The organism is Desulfomicrobium apsheronum (genome assembly GCF_900114115.1).
Taxonomy (GTDB): domain Bacteria; phylum Desulfobacterota; class Desulfovibrionia; order Desulfovibrionales; family Desulfomicrobiaceae; genus Desulfomicrobium; species Desulfomicrobium apsheronum.
The window spans coordinates 102,575-120,103 of record NZ_FORX01000009.1 but is presented as its reverse complement, the minus strand read 5'-3'; the positions used below and the strand labels follow the sequence as shown (position 1 = coordinate 120,103).

At 60.6% G+C, this 17,529-nt stretch carries 10 protein-coding genes; 2 read left to right on the top strand and 8 right to left on the bottom strand.

The features are described 5' to 3' along the window. Nucleotides 1–39 precede the first annotated feature (39 nt). Together BMZ40_RS10395 and BMZ40_RS10390 are read left to right on the top strand one after the other, a co-directional pair. Nucleotides 40–594: a LemA family protein gene (locus tag BMZ40_RS10395; RefSeq protein ID WP_092375034.1), complete on the top strand. Its 555-nt coding sequence runs from the start codon at nt 40–42 to the stop codon at nt 592–594. Nucleotide 595: 1 nt separating this feature from the next. Beyond that, nucleotides 596–2,476 carry a DUF2207 domain-containing protein gene (locus tag BMZ40_RS10390; protein ID WP_092375031.1) on the top strand — a complete coding sequence of 627 codons (1,881 nt, stop codon included), beginning with the start codon at nt 596–598 and terminating at the stop codon, nt 2,474–2,476. A gap of 93 nt (nt 2,477–2,569) precedes the next feature. On the opposite strand, the gene BMZ40_RS10385 is transcribed toward BMZ40_RS10390, so the two are convergent. From BMZ40_RS10385 to BMZ40_RS10350, 8 genes are all read right to left on the bottom strand, one after another. Then, nucleotides 2,570–3,421 carry an HDOD domain-containing protein gene (locus BMZ40_RS10385; RefSeq protein ID WP_092375028.1) on the bottom strand — a complete coding sequence of 284 codons (852 nt, stop codon included), beginning with the start codon at nt 3,419–3,421 and terminating at the stop codon, nt 2,570–2,572. A 2-nt stretch (nt 3,422–3,423) separates the two neighbouring features. Then, on the bottom strand, nt 3,424–5,304 hold the full coding sequence (locus tag BMZ40_RS10380) for a GspE/PulE family protein (protein ID WP_092375025.1): 1,881 nt from the start codon (nt 5,302–5,304) through the stop codon (nt 3,424–3,426). 102 nt (nt 5,305–5,406) lie between these two features. Continuing rightward, nucleotides 5,407–7,107 carry an ATP-binding protein gene (locus BMZ40_RS10375; RefSeq protein WP_177193110.1) on the bottom strand — a complete coding sequence of 567 codons (1,701 nt, stop codon included), beginning with the start codon at nt 7,105–7,107 and terminating at the stop codon, nt 5,407–5,409. A 21-nt stretch (nt 7,108–7,128) separates the two neighbouring features. After that, nucleotides 7,129–7,380, bottom strand: a complete 252-nt coding sequence (locus BMZ40_RS10370; RefSeq protein ID WP_092375020.1) for a hypothetical protein — start codon at nt 7,378–7,380, stop codon at nt 7,129–7,131. Nucleotides 7,381–7,638: 258 nt separating this feature from the next. Further along, nucleotides 7,639–10,284, bottom strand: a complete 2,646-nt coding sequence (locus BMZ40_RS10365; protein WP_092375016.1) for a cytochrome ubiquinol oxidase subunit I — start codon at nt 10,282–10,284, stop codon at nt 7,639–7,641. Next, nucleotides 10,281–11,348 carry a hypothetical protein gene (locus BMZ40_RS10360; RefSeq protein ID WP_092375013.1) on the bottom strand — a complete coding sequence of 356 codons (1,068 nt, stop codon included), beginning with the start codon at nt 11,346–11,348 and terminating at the stop codon, nt 10,281–10,283. Before BMZ40_RS10360 ends, BMZ40_RS10365 begins: the two co-directional genes overlap by 4 nt. Before the next feature lie 145 nt (nt 11,349–11,493). Beyond that, a complete protein-coding gene (locus BMZ40_RS10355) occupies nt 11,494–14,574 on the bottom strand; it encodes an EAL domain-containing protein (protein WP_245751084.1) in 3,081 nt (1,026 codons plus the stop codon). 27 nt (nt 14,575–14,601) lie between these two features. Then, on the bottom strand, nt 14,602–17,310 hold the full coding sequence (locus tag BMZ40_RS10350; protein ID WP_177193109.1) for an ATP-binding protein: 2,709 nt from the start codon (nt 17,308–17,310) through the stop codon (nt 14,602–14,604). Between the last annotated feature and the right edge of the window lie 219 nt (nt 17,311–17,529).

Sequence of the window (17,529 nt, the reverse complement as noted above, 5' to 3'; positions counted from 1 at the left end):
CTACATCATGGGGCACAAACATTTCGTCATGGAGGAATCATGATCGCTTTTCTTGTCGTGCTCGCCCTGGTTGCCGCCATTTTGCTGTGGGCCATCCTCATCTACAACGGCCTGGTGCGCATGCGCAACATGGTGCAGGAGGCCTGGAGCGGGATCGACGTGCAGCTCAAGCGACGCACGGACCTGATCCCCAACCTCGTGTCCACGGTCAAGGGGTACGCCGTGCACGAAAAGGGCACTCTGGAAGAGGTCATCCGCTTGCGCGGAGTAGCCCAGAACGCGCAGGGCGTGGGCGAGACAGCCCAGGCGCAGGGCCTTCTGGGGGCGGCGCTGGGCAAGCTTTTCGCGCTGGCCGAAAACTATCCGGACCTCAAGGCCAACGCCAATTTCGCCCAGTTGCAGACTTCCCTCGGCGAGATCGAGGACGAGGTGCAGCTCTCCCGGCGCTATTACAACGGGGCGGTGCGCAATCTGAATATCGCGGTGGAGTCCTTCCCGTCCAATCTGATCGCCGGGCGCTTCGGCTTTGAGAAGGCAGAATTCTTCGAACTGGAAAGTCCGTCGGAGCGGGCCGTGCCCAAGGTGGAGTTCTAGAATGGCGGGCATCCATGTCCGGATACTTCTGGCCGCGCTATTCTGCCTGTTTTCCTGTACGTCCCTGCTGGCCGAGACCGAGCGGGTGCTCGATTTTTCTTCCCTGGTCCTTATTGACCCCGACGGTTCCATGGTGGTCACGGAGACCATCACGGTCCAGGCCACCGGGGATCAGATCCGGCGCGGGATCGTGCGCGAGTTTCCAACGATCTACTCCGGCCGGGCCGGAAACAGGGTGCGCGTCGGGTTCACGTTGCTGGAGGTGACGCGAGACGGCGTGGCGGAACCCCACCACGTCGAGAACAGGTCCAACGGTGTGGCCATCTATGCCGGCAGCAAGGATGTCTTTTTGCAGCCGGGCCGTTACTCCTATACCTTCACCTACCGCACCACGCGGCAGCTGGGTTTTTTCGAGAAGCATGACGAGCTCTACTGGAACGTCAATGGCAACGGCTGGCGCCTGCCCCTGGACCGGGTCAGCTGCACGGTGCATCTGCCGGACGGCGCCACGGCTCTTGAGGCCGTGGCCTACGAAGGGCCCATGGGCAGCAGGGACCACCGCGCGATTCCGGCAAGCGGTCAGCAGGAGGTGACCTTCACGTCCTCGCGGCCCTATGCACCCGGCGAGGGCCTGACCATCGCCGTGTCCTGGCCCAAGGGCTTTGTGACGCCGCCTTCGGCCACGGAGCAGGCGGCGCAGGTCCTGGACAGGAGCGGAGGAGTGCTTTTCGCGGGCCTTGGGACCGTTTTGCTCGGTATCTATTACGTGCTGGCCTGGATGAAGGTTGGCCGTGACCCGGCCAAGGGCGTGATCATTCCCCGTTTTGCGCCGCCGCGCGGATTTTCTCCGGCCATGGTGCGCATGCTGACGCGCATGAAGTTCGACAACGCGGCTTTCAGCGCGGGCGTGGTCAACATGGCGGTCAAGGGCGCGCTGAGGATCGGGGACAATGCGAAGATGCGCCTGACCTTGGCCGACCAGCCCCCGGAGACTCTATCCTTCGGCGAACGGGCGGCCTGGGACGAATTGGGCAAGGCAGGGACGGTCGTCGAGCTCAAAAACGTGAACCACAAGGTCATCAGCGGCGCCCGACGGGCCATGAAGAACAAGCTCGTGAAAGAGCTGTCCTCCAACTATTTCCTGACCAACACGGGCTGGCTGGCGCCGGGGCTTGGCATCACCCTGGCCTCGGTGGCGGGCATGGTCTGGAGCGCGTCCGTTCCGCCCGGGACGCTTTTCATCTGCGTGTGGCTGACTTTCTGGACTTTCGGCTGCTTCATGCTGGTGCGCCAGGTTGCCGCCGCGTGGCAGGGCGGCGGCATTCGCGGCAAGGGCTCGGCCCTGTTCCTGACCGTCTTCACGATACCTTTTCTGGGCGGCGAGGCGGTCGGACTGTGGCTTCTCTCAAGTCAGCTGGGGATTGCGGCGGTGCTGGGGTTTGGGGCCATGATTTTCATGAATGCGCTCTTCTACGAGCTTTTGAAGGCTCCGACGCGCATCGGCCGCCAGACCCTGGACGAGATCGAGGGCTTCAAGCTTTATCTTTCCGTGGCCGAGGAAGATAGGCTGAACTTCATTCATCCTCCCGATGAGACTCCCGAGCTGTTCGAGAAGTTTCTGCCCTACGCCATGGCGTTGGGCGTTGAAAATCAGTGGGGAGAACACTTCGCGCGGTTGCTGGACCGGGCCGGATACGATCCGGGCTGGTACGAAGGCCGTCACTGGAATCGCATGCATCCGGGCTTGTTCGCTTCGAGCCTGGGACGGGGCATGGAGTCCGCCGTATCCTCGGCGTCATCCGCGCCGGGCAGTTCCTCGGGCATGGGCGGGGGCGGCTCGTCCGGCGGAGGCGGCGGCGGAGGCGGCGGGGGCGGATGGTGATCGCCGGGCATGAAAAACGCACACGGGCCGGTTCAGGGGAACCGGCCCGTGTGCGTTTTCAGGGTCAAGAAAAGCGCGGCAGTGCCGGATGAATCAGTCCACTTCAGCCACAAAGTCCACGTAATCCTCCATGGTCAGTTCCAGTTCGGCGACCTTGATCTCGGAGAGGTCAAGCTGGATCGCCTCGGGACTGGTCGCCAGATCGATGTCCGGCGTGTGCATGATCCCGATTCCGGCCTTGGCCAGGACCTTGTTGGCCAGACTGACCATGAGCAGCACGATGTCCTGGCCGTCCATGTCTTCGTCGTGGTGGTGTTCGGCCACCGTGCAATAGATCTCCGGCAGGTTCCAGGTCTTGAGCAGCTGTGCTCCGATGCTTTGGTGTTGTGTGTCGAGGACTTCCTCGATGAAGGACTGCGGGACTGTCTCGCCCAGCTGTCCGTTTTTTTTCAGGTCGGAGATGGCCATGAGCAGGAAGGCCTTGCCGATGTCGTGCAGGAGGCCCGCGAAAAAGGATTCGTTCATCTTGCTCGGCAGCCGGCATTCCTTGGCGATCCATTTCGCGCCAAGGGCGCAGGCCACGGAGTGGATCCAGAGCTGGTCCATGTATTCGCGGATGAAGGGGTCTTGGGTGCTGAAGGATTGTTTTTGGGTCAAAAGGGTGACCAGGTTGGAGACTTCAGCCAGACCAAGGCGGACCATGGCGTTTCTGACCGTGGTCACTTCGATCATGCCCCGGTAAAAGGACGAGTTGGCCACCTTGAGCAGCTGACCGGCCACGGCCGGGTCGCGCAGGATCTGTTTTTCTATGACCTGCATGTCCGGATCAGGTTTGGCCATTTCCTGTTGAATGGCAAGGCCGGTGCGATTGAATGGCGGGAGCTGCGCCTTGTCCGAGTTCACATGCTCCATGAGGATTTCGATAAAGGACTTGGCCTCGTTCATTGCTAGACTCCGAGCAGGCGGCGGGTTTCTTCCAGAGGGCGTGGTTTCAGAACTAGAGGCAGGCAGCGCATGACCTCTTCCAGAGTGGTCTGGCCTTCGGAGGCCTTGACCAGGCCTTCCTCGAACAGGGTCACAAGCCCTGCGCTCTCCAGGGCGATCTTGCGGATGTCGAAGCTGGTTCGCCGTTCAAGGATGGCGGCGCGGACCATTTCATCGAGGATGAGCAGCTCGAACACCGCGATGCGTCCCCGGTATCCCGTGTAGCGGCAGTGGGAACAGCCCGTGCCCTTGCGAAAATTGGCACCCTGGATCGTGGCCTGCGTGTAGCCGAAAAGTTGCAGTTCGCCGGGGCTTGGCTTGTACGGCTGGGAGCACTCCGGGCAGATGCGCCGCAGAAGACGCTGGGCGACCACGCTGACCACGGTGGAGGAGATGAGAAAAGCCTCGATGTCCATGTTCATGAGCCGGATCAGGCCGCCGATGGAGTCTTCCGTGTGGAAGGTGGTCAGGACCTTGTGTCCGGTCAGCGCCGCCTGCACGGCCACCTCGGCCGAATAGTTGTCGCGGATTTCGCCGATGAGGATGACGTCGGGGTCCTGGCGCACGATGTGCCGCAGGGTCTCCTCGAAGGTCAGGTTGATCTTGGGATCGATGGAGCACTGGGAGATGCCGGGGATGACGTATTCGACCGGCTCCTCGGCGGTGATGATGGACAGGAGCGGCGTATTCAGGTGGTGGATGCAACTGTAGACCGTGGTCGTCTTGCCCGATCCCGTGGGTCCGGTGATGATCACGACGCCGCTAGGCCGGGACAGCGCCCCGTCGATGAAGCGCTTGAGTATCTTTGGGTACATCCCGATGCCCGTGATGTCGATCAGGTTGCCCTGGCGGTTCAGGAGGCGCAGCACGATGGCCTCGCCGTGGATGGTCACATAGAAGGAGGCGCGCATATCCAGCTCGCCGCCCGGATATTCAAACAGGATGCGGCCACCCTGGTGGCGACGCTTCTCGGCGATGTCCGCCTTGCACATGATCTTGATGCGGCTTGAGATGTTGGGGATTATCTCGCGCGGGAAGTCCTTGTAGGGCTCAAGCACTCCGTCCCGGCGGAAGCGGATGCGCAGGCGATCCGGGAGCGGCTCCATGTGGATGTCGCTGACATCGAGTTCGATGGCGTCGAGGATGATGCGCTCCACGATGCCCGAGGCCGAATCGTCATCGACGGATTCCTTGGATTGGGCGCCGCGCTCGAAGCGCTGGTAGGTCTCGACGATGGATTCGCGCGTAGCGATGGCCGGCAGGATGCCTTCGGGAAAGATGGTCCGTGCTTCCTGCTGGTCGTCCAGGTCCAGGACATTGGCAAAAGCCACGACGACCTGGTGTTCCTGTCGTTCAATGGGTACGTAGTTCGCCTTGTTTCGGTATGTTATCGGAATCTGATGCAGCAGGGAGACGTCGAGGTTGGTGAACCTGGGATCGACAAAAGGGTATCCAAGCTGCATGGACAGTGCTTCCAAGAGCTTGAATTCCTTGATGAAATTGTTGTTGACCAGGACTTCGCCCAGTTTTTGCGGGGTCTTGCTGGTGCGCTGGATCTGAAAGGCGGCCTCAAGATCGGCTTCGCTGATCAGCCCGAGTTCCAGAAGCAGGCTGCCGATGCGCATGGACAGTTTGTTCTTGCGGATGGCGGCGGTGACCTGGTCGGCGGTTACGTAGCCGAGTTCCTTGACGATTTCGAGCAGGGGCTTGGGACGGACGAGTTTTGTGCGCAGCCGGGAGGCGTGGAGCGCCTGTTTTTCAGAGAGGAGCCCTTCCTTGATCAGGATTTCGATGAGTTCGCCGTGGGTGGTTGGTTCGCTGGTCTTGGGGGTATCCTTCGGCATTGGGGCTCCACGGTGAGAGTTGATCAGTAGCGGCAAGGTCTTACAGAGAGAAAATTATGGAGTCAAATTGAGCGGATGGCTCCTCGTTGTCAGACGCGGGCATCATTTCGGGGCGCTTGCAGGCAGGCGAACATGAAAAATGCAACCTTGGCCCGGAGTGGACTTCACGCTGATGGAACCGCCCATTTTTGACAGCAGGTCCCTGCAAATGGACAGGCCAAGACCGGTGCCCTTGCCGGCGGCCTTGGTGGTGAAAAACGGCTCGAAAATGCTGGGCAGGATGTTTTCGGGGATGCCCTGGCCATTGTCCTCGACATCGATGCGCACGAAGCCATCCTCGCGGATGGAGCGCAATTGCACCAGCCCGTTGTCTTTCTCGATGGCGTCGATGGCGTTGTTGACGAGGTTCAGGATGATCTGCTGAATTTCTGCGGGCGAGATTTCGATTTCCCCCGCCTTGGGATCAAGGGCCAGCCTGATTTCCACGCCCCGGTATTTGGCTTTTTGCCGCGCGAATCCGGCAATGTCCTCCAGCAGCGAGTTGATGTGCACCACGTTTGTCGTGGTGTCGGCCTTGCGCGCGAAACTGAGCAGCTTGTGCGTGATCTCCCGGCAGCGATGGCCCTGGGTGGTGATGGTCTGCAGGGACGAGAAGATCTCCTCGGTGTTCTCCTCGCTGTAGGGGTCGTCGGATTTGAGCAGATCCTGAATCCAGCCTGCGTTCTCCATCATGATGGCCAGAGGGTTGTTGATCTCGTGGGCGACCCCGGCCGCAAGTTCGCCGATGGCGGCAAGTTTGCCTGCGTCCATGACGTGTTTTTGCATGTGCTGCAATTCCAGCTCGGCCTTGAACAGCCGCTGTTCCGTTCGCTTGGCCAGGGCCAGTGCGGTGATGATGATGCCTCCGCAACCGGCGAGGATGATGACCAGGGCCACAAGGCGGGCCTTGAGCAGTGGCCGCAGCAGTTGGGCCTTGGGCTGGTGGATGGCCAGGATGTTGCCCGTGGAGCGCAGCGGAGCGCAGCCGTAAAGATTGGTCTGGCCTTTGGCGTCCTTGGCCGTGAGCACCACGGGTCTGCCTTCGGGAAAGAACTGCTGGGCCAGCAGCAACGCGGTCTCCGGGCTGTCCGGTTCGGTGCCGCTGGCGGCGCTGTGGGCGCCCTGACGGTCCAGAAAGAACGCGCCCCCGGTTCCTCCGGGGTGGAAGAGGCGGATCTTTTCCTGAATCAGATCCGGATCGAGGTGGGCTCGAAGCAGCCAGGCGCTCTGTTCGGTGGTGATACGCACGGCAAGGAAGCAGTACGTGTCGCACAGCGCCAGATTGCTGACAAACTGGGGGCGGCTTATGGCCTGCGCGAACCAGGACTCTTGGGCCGGTGTGGGCAGCAGATTTTCGTCGCCGGTGCCGGCGATGATCGTGCCGCTTGTATCGACAAGGTCAAGGCCGAGGAAGACGCCTTGATAGGCGTTTTGCAGGGAATGCAGACGGACGCGTAGATGGCCGGGATCCGATAGTTCCGCAATGGTTGCCGAGCCTGTTTCCTGCCTCAGATTGGCGATCTTCTCTTCGAGAAAACTGTCCAGGCTCTGGACCGAATTCATCGCTTTTTCAGCCAGGAGCGCGTGGGTTTTTTCCCGGTACGCCGCATCGTAAAAAACATAGCCCAGGGTCGCAACGCACAGGAGCGGCACCACGGCCACCAGGATGGAGAGGACGGTCAACTGCCCGCTCATGAGGCGGGGAGACGTTTTGTCTTTGTCTGTCCGGGGTGTGTTGTCTTTTGCTGGAGAGGGTTGGGTCATGGTCCGTCCGAAAGATGCGGGTCACTTGTCCCGGTTTCGAATGTCCTGTCGCCAGGAGTTGAGGGGTGCGCAGCAGCCCCCGCCGGTGTGTTGATTACGGCGGATTCCGTCCCCGGATTCGCCTTCGAGCATGGTCAGACACAGGTAGCGCCCGGCTTCATCGCTCCAGAAAAGTTCGGGGCAGCGGGGCCGGTAGCCGTGGCGCCGCATGGAATCGGTGCACTGGTCATGCAGACAGCACCATCCACATCCTACACAGGGCAGATACGACATGCGATTCTCCGAGTGTTGGGGGACAGTGTCGGAACATGAGGCCTGTAATACAAACCTTTTGTGAAGGCTAGCTCAAGGGCATGTGATGGTAAAGTGAATTCTGGGAATTGGGAGCTTCTGTCACGTCTTGGTTGCACAAAACGTTTGCGGGGAGCGTCCCATGGTTATGGCTGGAAATTGCGTGCCTGGGAATCCGAAGTCAATGCCCGTGAAACGAAAGGGGCCGGGGCATTTTGGCCCCGGCCCGGTTGATTGGAATCAGCGTTCGCCGAGAATGTTGAGATGATGGAATTCGTAGAACATGTCCTCGGTATGGCACACCGCGCAGTTGTCCCTGCTCCCGATGGGGCCCGGATGGCCCTGGTACTGCAAGGGCTGGATGGCGTCGAGATCGGGATGAAACGCGTTGACGGCCGGATATTCGGCGTGGGTCGACCCGTGGCAGGATTCGCACATGAGCCCCGCGTCATCGGTGCGCATGCGATAAAGCCCTTCCGGTCCGCGCACCCACTGGTTGAAGGCCGAAGGTTCCGCGTCCTGCGGCGGTTCGAAGTCCACGTGGCAGCTCAGGCAGTCGGGCTGATCGTTCCACGGTTTGCGCGGCTCGATTTCTTCAACGGATGCGACCAGCCTGGGCTTGAGGTGGCGCATGAGCAGGTCGGCCTTGGGCTTGCCCGCATCTTTTTCGGCCTTGAGCAGGCTCAAGGCGTGGTCTTCCAGGGTGCCATGGCAGTTGACGCAGGTCAGTCCCTTGCTCGCGTGCGTGCCGCGGGCGCAATAGGTGTAGCTGTCCGGGCCGGTGGGATGGCAAGTGTGGCAGGGCTCGGCGTCGGGAGCCCCGGACAGGTAGTTGGCGTGGAAGCCGTGGATGGCGGCCGGGAGGTTAAGGAGCGCCGGATCGCCTTCAGCTTTCAGCAGCGGATCGGGGTGGCAGCTCTGGCAGAGTACCGGCTTGCCCGCTTCGGCCTGGGGCAGCAGCTCGGTCTTGTGACGCCGGTCATGCCTGGCCAGCACGTCCGAGGCCGTGGTCACCGAGATGCCCATGGCTCCCTCGTGCCGCCAGGTGCCGCCATGACAGTTCTTGCAGCCGATTTCCGTGGAGATCGGGGCTACGACCTTGGTGGTGGCCAGAATCTCTCCGCTGGCCTTGTCCTTGGCTTCGATGGTGAAGACGGGATAGGGGTTGACCGTGCCGTCGTCCATGTAGGGCAGCACGGGGATGCCGTCCGCCAGGAAGGTCAGGTTCTGGTCGTTTGGCGTCATCACTCCCGACATGCCCAGGCCTTTGGCGCTGACGTTCGGTGCCAGCTCCTTGCCCACCAGGGAGGGCGCGTATTTCCAGAATTCCACATGGTTGGATGGGTTTTCAAAACCCGCCGGGGCCGTGAAGGTGACTTCCACGTCCTCGGTCACGAGCTCGGGCAGCGGTCCGCGCCGGATGAGCTGCGCCATGAGCGTGCTGCCCGGGGGCAACATGGAGAAGCGGCTGTCGCTGTCGGAGATGCATTTTTCACCCAGCGTGCACCAGGCCAGGAGCACGTATTCGTCGTCCTGGGCATCGAAGGCCGGGATTTCAAGGTCGAGTTCGGGGCGCGGGCGGGTCTGCTGCGTCACCTCGGGATCGCCGACGAGGTCATGCACGATGTATGCGGCCAGGGCCTTGCGCTCCTGCGCCGTGCCGGCAAAACGCGGCATGTAGGAGTATATCTTGCCCATGCCCGCGATCTGGGCTTCCAGACCGACGGTTCCGTAATGCGCGCTCAGGCGCTTTATGTCATGCAGGGGGCCGCCGATGGAGTGGCAGGCGGCGCATTGGCCACGAAAGATCTCCCGGCCCGCGTCCCTGGCGTTTTCGGGCGTGATCTCCCGGTTGCGGTGCCAGCCTGAGGTTTGCAGGTAGCCCTCGGCGCTGATGGCGTCTTCGGTGCCGGCCAGGATGGCGTTGGAATACATGTAGCCGTGGATCAGGTAGGGTCTGCGTCCGGCTTCGCGGACGGTTTCAAAGCAGCCCATGTACAGAAGGCCGATGACGAGCAGGACCAGGGCCATGGGCCGCTTGATCGCGGCCGGCATGCGCACGGCCATGAGCAGCCCTCCGGCGAAAAGGACCGCCGAGATCCACAGGAAGCCCTGCAGGTACGGGGCGATTTCCGGGTTCGCGCCGAGCACCATGGCCTGTGCGTTTTCAGGCAGCACGCTTACGTACCACCATCCGGACAGGAGCAGAAAGGCGAAGGGCGCCAGCAGCCAGGTCGCGCAGTAGCGGACCAGACTCTCTCGGGTCTGGGGATCCTTTTCCCAGGTGGCGGTGACGAAGCCGTAGAGTCCGGCCAGGATGAGGGCGATGAACGTTCGAAATGCCAGGGACGGCCAGAACGTGGGATTGAAGAATCCGTCCCAGAAATCCCGTGTGGTCAGCCAGTCTCCGGGGGTGAGCATGAAGCCGATGATGCCGTTGATCATGAAGAGCGACATCCATCCGAAGAAGAAATAGATCCAGCCGATAGTGAGATGGTTGCGCGCCCCCATTTTTCCGAAGGTGTAGAAATAGATGAAGAGAGCCACGATCTCGCCCAGGAAAAAGACCCATTCGATGGCCCAGGCAAAGACGAAGGTGTGGATGAGCTGACTCGTGGCCGCAGGGGCGACCAGGGAGATGATGAACCAGATGCCAACCCCCGTGATTCCGCCCAGGACCATGGTCACGAGCAGGAAGAACTTGGTGTGGCGCTTGGTGTAATCAAGGATTGCCGGGGAGTTTCGGCGATAGCCCAGGTGCTCGGTCAGAACCAGAAAGAGCCCGCCGCCCACGGCGAAATGGGCGATATAGACATGAAAGACGGCGATCAGCGCAATGAGCAATCCGCCGCCGGCCCAGTGGAGTTCCCAGATTGGAAAATTCATGAGCGCACCTCCGAGTCCGTGGCGGCGGTGCGGAGCATCCAGGCAACGACGCACAGCCCGGCCGCCAAGGTCAGGATGAAAAGGACAAGCGGGAGATATTCACCGGTGACGACGCGGTCGCTGACCTGAAAATACGGGGCCAGATAGGCATCCCTGACCAAGTCCCGCAGGAAGATCATGAGAATGATGGTGGTGAGCGACAGGATCGCCGACGTGCCGACGTTGTAGCTCAAGGCGTTGCTGATGCTGAAGATGCCGATGGTCGCGCCCGTGACGAAAATCAGGGTGTGCGCCAGGGAACCGCCCAGCAGGAGATCCGTGACGTGTTCGGGCAGGGCGGAGAGGAACCACAGCCCCAGCGCCATCTGCACCATGGTCGTGTAGGCATACCAGTTCATGCCGTGCCGCACCCAGCGCTGGGCTCCGGGATCGTTCTTGACCTTGAACCTGTAGAAAAGCGCCAGCGCCAGACCCGCCACCGCGACGGATGAAGCGACGAAGTGCAGGTAGCGCGGGAGCACGCTCGGATCGAGGGTGTTGAGCAGGGTGCCCCACGGATTGTCGAAGTATGTCTCCCAGAGGGCGGGGCTGAGCATGAGGGTCATGTTGTTGGTGTAGATGAAGGCCGTGGCCAGCAGGCACGCAGTGGTCACGGCGATGAAGATCGTGCGCAGACTTCCGAGCGATACGTAGCTGAAATCGTAGATGTAGGCGCTTGCGTAAGCGATGATGACCAGCCCCACGACCGAGAGCCAGTACACGGCTATGAGCACACTGCTGGTGTAGATGAACTGCCCGTAGAGGATCTGTATGAAGAGCAGGGGCGCCACGCCGAAATTGACGGCGAAGGCGATGGTGAAGGGCAGCTTGACGGAAATGGACTTGGTCAGGGGCTCGGTTTCGGCCTTGCCGCGCAGATGATGGACCAGGGCGATGATGGACGCCCCGAGCATGACGTTCATGACCAGGATGTGCAGGATGAACGTGAGCATCTGAAAGAGATAGAACCAGCCCCATTCCACCGGAATGGGCAGGGCTTGGGGGATGAAATTGGTGGGGTCCATGAATTTCTCCGTTTTTTGGGTGTGCTGCTTGCCGGAAAACGTGTTTTCGCTAAAATTTTATCTATCCAATTCAGCCCTTGGCGTCAAAAAATGCACGCATTATTTCAGCCCGATCCTTGAAAAATATTTCCACGCATTGCCGCGATCACTCTATATTCTGTTTTTTGAGCAACTCTTCGAACTGCGCGGCGGTCACCGGAGGCGAAAACAGATATCCCTGTCCAAGCCTGCATCCAAGTGATCTGAGCAGCAAGAGCTGTTCAGGGGTTTCGATGCCTTCGGCCAGGGGGGTTATCTCCAGGCTGATGGCGATGCCGAGCATGGCGCGAATGAGCGCCAGCGCCGATGCTTCGGGCAGGTTTTTCACGAAGGACTTGTCGATCTTGAGAACGTCAAAGGAGAGTGAACGCACGTACGACAGGGACGAATAGCCGGTTCCGAAGTCGTCAAGAGCGCTCATTACGCCCATTTTGTCAATGGTTTCAAGGATGTCGCGCACCTGGTCCATGTTTTCCATGTACACGGTTTCGGTGACTTCAAGGGTCAGTTGTTCCGGGGGCAGCTTGCTTGCTTCAAGGACCCGCTGCACTTCCCTTGGCAGGTTGCCGCGCTGGAAATGCCGTGCGGAGATGTTGCAGGAGATGCGCAACCTGCCCCACCCATCCTCGTCCCAGCTTTTGGCCTGATGACAGGCCTGGGAGAGAATGCTGAAGTCGATGTCGGTGATGAGGTTTGTCTGTTCCGCCACGGGTATGAAATCCACCGGGGAGACGAGAGTGCCGTCCGATTTGCGCCAACGCGCCAGGGCTTCGGCTCCGACGATTTTTTGGGTGTCGAGGTCGATGACCGGCTGGAAGAAGGCCTCGATCTCTCCCGCGTCGAGGGCCAGACGCAGCTCCCGTTCGATCTCCACGCGACGCTGGGCCTTCAGGGTCAATTCCGGGGAATGGAAGTGGAACATGTTCTTGCCGAAGGATTTGGACTGATACATGGCCAAGTCCGCGCAGCGCACCAGCTGTCCTGCCGTGTCGCCGTCCCTGGGAAAGACGGCCACGCCCACGCTGACTCCGAGAAAGGTTTCGGAGCCTTCCAGTTCAAAGGGGCTGCTGAAGGTGTCGATGAGCTTTTGCGCCAGTCCCGAATACTCACTTTCGTCGGCCCCGATGCCGGACACGACGATAAATTCGTCACCGCCGAGGCGGGCCAGCATTTCCGAGGAATCAAGAACGGAGAGCAGGCGTTGCCCTACCTCCATGAGGACGACATCCCCGGCGGCGTGGCCCCAGGAGTCGTTGATGATCTTGAAATCATCGAGATCGAGCAGGAAAACGCCCAAGCTGGAGTTTTTCGAGTCGAGGTGCGTCAGGGTCCGGGTCAGCCTGTCCAGGGCGGAGAGGCGGTTGGGCAGGCCGGTCAGGGCATCGGTGTAGGCGAGCTCATGCAGTTTTCCTTCGGCTCTCTTGATGTCGGTAATGTCGAGCAGGAAGGCGATGGACTGCTGGGAGCGGGGGATCATGGCCACGGTGAGCTGGACATGGCGCAGGCCTCCCGAGGAGTCCACCAGGCGCGACTCGTAGGTGCGCGGGGCGGTATTGTCGTCCTGGCGCCGCAGCGTGTGGTAGCGGAGCATCCTTTGCGTATCATCCGGATGGAAGAAGCGTGTCCAGGGCGGGCTTTGGCGCATGTCATCCTGTGTGAGCCCTGCAAGATGGAGGAATTCCGTGTTGGCGACGGCGATGGACGTGTCCTCGTTGATGAGGATTCCCGGCGTGCCGGTGTTCATGAACATCGCCCGGTAACGTTCCTCGGATTCTTCCAGGAGACGCCGTGTGCGTTCGATTTCGCGGATGTCCCAGAATGTTTCGAGCAGATATTCCTGGTCATTTCGCATGATGATGGTCACGGATTTGAGGATATCAATCCGCTCGCCGTCTTTGCCGAGAAATTCGCATTTGTAGTTGTCGAGGTTTTGCCCGAGATCGCAGACCGGGCATTTTCCGACTTCAGCGCCGCAGGTGAACTGGTGGCAGACCTTGCCCACGATGTCTTTTTCGGGCCGTCCGGCCAGGGCGCTCGCGTATGGGTTGGCGCTGACGATGAGCCTGTCTTCCTTGCGGATGAGCATGACGCCGACCTTGATCGCGCCCAGGATTTCCTTGAGAAAGCGCTCGTTCTCAAGGATGGATTCAAAGGCCGTGTCCACCAGGCTGGAGAGCTGGTCGATTTCGTCGCAGTGCTGATCCAGCTTGCAAAACTGTGCGTCCGGGGCATCCTTTCTGACGCGCGCGCTAAGGAGCGACAGTCTGGACAGGATGCTCTTTTCGAGAAAGGCGAAGCCGCTGAAGAAACCGACGAAGCCGAACACGATGACTACCGCGAGGCTGGTTTTCATTGTCGCGCGAGCCAGGGCCGAGAGTTCCCGGGGAGCGTTGGCAATGATGGCTATGGGCGTGCCGCCCGCCGCGTCGGAAAGAAGCAGGGCACTCCAGATGAGGTCGCGCTCGGGAACGACGAGGGGCTCGCCCGTGGCCGGGGGAGCGGTGTGCAGCGCAAGCATGGCTCGAGGCAGCTTTTCCTGTTCGGCGACGTGAATCTGCAGTGCCAGTTCCGTGCGCTCGGTGAGTCTCTCGACGTAGGCCTCGTCGATCTGCTGGATCATCCACAGCCGCCCGCGCGCCGGTCCGGTCTGCAGGGATGTCAGCACCGCGCGGCTTGCCGCGATCCACAACGATCCGTCGATGTTCACCAGAGCGGGGCTGCCGCTGAAGAGGTCTTCGGGGGGATAGGCCAGCCCCGTTCTTCTGACATAATTGAGCAGCGCTTCGCTGGGCACGCCGAGCGTCTTTTCATCGTCGGACATTCGCGAGGCGCTCAGGATCTCCCCTTTGTCGGTCACGAACACTATGGCGCTCAGATTTTGATTGATGAACACGTCCTGGGTGATGTTGCTTTGCGCATAGTCGTCCGAGACCGTGAACATGAATTCGTAGGTGTCATCCCACCACGCCCAGTCTTTGAGCAGGTTGTCGATGCGTTGCATGTCCTGTTGCAGCGAGTTGCGCGCACGGCGCACATTGGCCGCGGCCAGGTCGCGTTCAAAGGAATCCAGCCGGTCGGTGATGATCAGTCCCACGATGAGTACGCAGCCAAGGCCCATGGCCAGAAAGATCGCGGTGAGCGCGACGACGGCCCGTGAACGCAGGGTGGTGAAGATTTTTTTCGACATGGGGCGCTTCATAGGATTGAAGCCCGCTCAGGGCAAATCAAAAGTGGTGCGCGGATCTTGTACGAACGCCTTGTCGTCGGAGGTCCCCACGCCCAGGGCATCCCGCATGGCCCTGGTCATATCTTCGAGGGTCGCCGGCTTGGCGACATATGCGTTCATTCCGGCGGCCAGGAACGCGTCCCTTTCCTTGTCCATGGCATAGGCGGTCAGGGCGATGATGGGGATGTCCTTTTTCGGGCCGAGGGTGTCCGAGCCGCGAATGATGCGCGTCGCCTCCACGCCACTCATGACGGGCATCTGGATGTCCATGAGGATGCAGTCGAAGTCGTTTTCAGCCAGCAGTTCAAGGGCCTGCCTGCCGTTTTCGGCCAGGGTCACCTCGTGTCCGGCCTTTTCCAGCAGCTTTTGGGTGGGAATCCGGTTGGATGGATCGTCCTCGACCAGAAGCACGCGGAATCCCGCGCCGGTTTTGATGGCGGCGGGCTCAACTATTTGTGCTGAGTTTTCGCGGTCCATCTTGAAGGGCAGGACGACATGCACCGTCGTACCCGTGCCCGGGGTGCTCTCGATGCTGATCTCTCCGTCCATGAGGCCGACCAGTCGATGCACGATGGACAGGCCAAGGCCTGCCCCCTGATAATTGCGGGTGTAGGAGTTCTCGACCTGCCTGAACGGCTCGAAGATGGCGGAAAGCCTGTCTTCGGGGATGCCGATGCCCGTATCCGTGACTTGGAAACGGACGCGGATGTCGTCATCCGTGCGTGGCGGCAGGGTCGTGATCTCCATGCCTACCGTGCCTCTGTCGGTAAATTTGAGGGCGTTGCCCACCAGGTTGAAAAGCACCTGGCGCACCCGCATCTCGTCCCCGATCAGAGTGGCGGGCATGGTCGGGTCCAGACTGCATTCCAGCGCCACTCCTTTGTTCCTGGCCGTGACGGCGAAAAGACCGGCCACGGAATCGATGATGTCCCGGATCTGGAACGCGGCCTTTCGAACCTCCATCTTGCCTGCCTCCACCCTGGAGAGATCGAGGATGTCCGTGAGAAGTCTGGTCAGCCGGTTCGCGGCTTCGGCGGCCATGTGCACGTAGCGGGTTTGCTCGGCATCGAGCGTGGTCGTTTCGAGGAGTTGGAGCATGCCCATGACGCCGTTTATGGGGGTTCGGATTTCGTGACTCATGTTGGCCAGAAATTCGCTTTTGGCCTGGTTGGCGGCCTCTGCGGCCTCCTTGAGCCTGAGTAGGGCCTCTTCAGCTTCTTTTCTGCTGGTCAGGTCGACGTCCACGCAAAAGAGTTCGGCCTCGCCTCCCGCGTTGGTAACGATGGCGTGGCTTGAAAAGACCAGCACCCGTGAGCCGTCCTTGCGCATGAGAGTCAGTTCACTGGCGGGAATGGGGATTTTTGTTTCAGCCATGGACCGCATGTCGGCCTCGACGTACCCGCGTATTTCGGGCGGGATGATCAGGTCGGTCAGTTTTACGCCGATCGCTTCGCTTGCGCTGTATCCGTAAAGATTTTGCGAGGCCTGGTTCCAGTAGCGCGTCCGGCCGTCCATCCCGTAACCTTGCACGGCGATGGAGGGGATCTGTTCAAAGAGTTTGCGAAACCGGAACTCGCTTTCAGCCAGGGCCTTTTCGGCCCGCGTGCGCCTGGCGATATCCTGCGTCAGTGATTCGGCCATGTTGTTGAACGCCTGGGCCAGGACGTCCACCTCGGTGATTTCGGGCGCGGGGGTCACCCTGACCGAGAGATCTCCCTCGCCGATCCGTTTCGCCGCCCCGGCCAACTCCTCAAGCCGCATGCCAACCGTTCTGCCTCCAAGAAACCAGCCGCTCAGCATGGTCAGTCCGATGGTCAAAAAGAGGATCACGAAATCGCGCAGCATTCCGCTCTTTGCGTCGGCGTAGAACATGGTGCTGGGCGCGCCGACAAAGAAGTACATGTAGGGGGGGCTGTCTGCGGTCAGGCTCAGTTTTTGGAATGCGACGATGCGCTCGACCCCGTCCGTGCTTTCTTCCTGGAGCAGCCCTTCGGAAGGCCCGGACATGGCATGTTCGAAGACCTTTTGCTTGATCGGGTCCCCGAGAATCATGGCGGAGTTTTCGGGGTAGCGGAAGAGGCGCAGTCCGTTCCTGTCGCAGACGCCGACGAAGGAACTGTCCGGAAAAGGGGTATGCCTGAACAATTCTCCATAGCTGTCAAGCCGGATACTGGTCAGCAGGACGCCCGCAATTTCATTCCGGTCGTTCAGGACGGGATACCCGAAGGTGAAGACGGGAACGTGCAGGGTCACGCCCAGGAGATATTCGCCGGTGGCGAAGGCCTTTGTGGCGACGGCTTCCCTGAAATGCCTCGTGTGGGCGAAGTTCGCTGGTTTTCGAGCGCTGCCGGACGCGACAAGATTTCCGTGTGGATTCACCAGATGGAGGGCCGCGTAATCCGGATTTATTTTGAGCAGGTTGGCGAAGAGACGGTTGCATGCCTCGACGTCGCCCTGGCGCACTTCGGGCAACATGGCCAGGCCTTCAAGGAGCGCCTTGGTGGCAAGGGTGATTTGTGTCTGCGTTTCCGCCATGTGGCGGGAAAAAGTCTGCAACTGCCGTTCGGCGTCGGACACCGCCCGCCGATGGTTGTCCAGTCCGGCAATGACGATGATGAGGATGGCAGGGAGCGCCGCCATCAGAAAGAGGATGGCGAGCTTTTTTTTGATCGAACCATGCAACAGGCGAGCGAACATGGGGCCTCCGGATACGTGCGGCGACGCATGACGGGGTTTGTGATGCGTGCCGTCTGAAATAGCGGGTCCCCGCATCAAGGGCCTTGTCTTGAACCGGTCGTCATGGCGGCTCTGTGGCATGTTGAAACATGTAACCTACCTTCTGCGCTCGCGAAAGGGGAAATTTGAAACTGGGTCGCCCGAAGGAACGATTGGCGATGGAGATGAGCGCGTATTTTC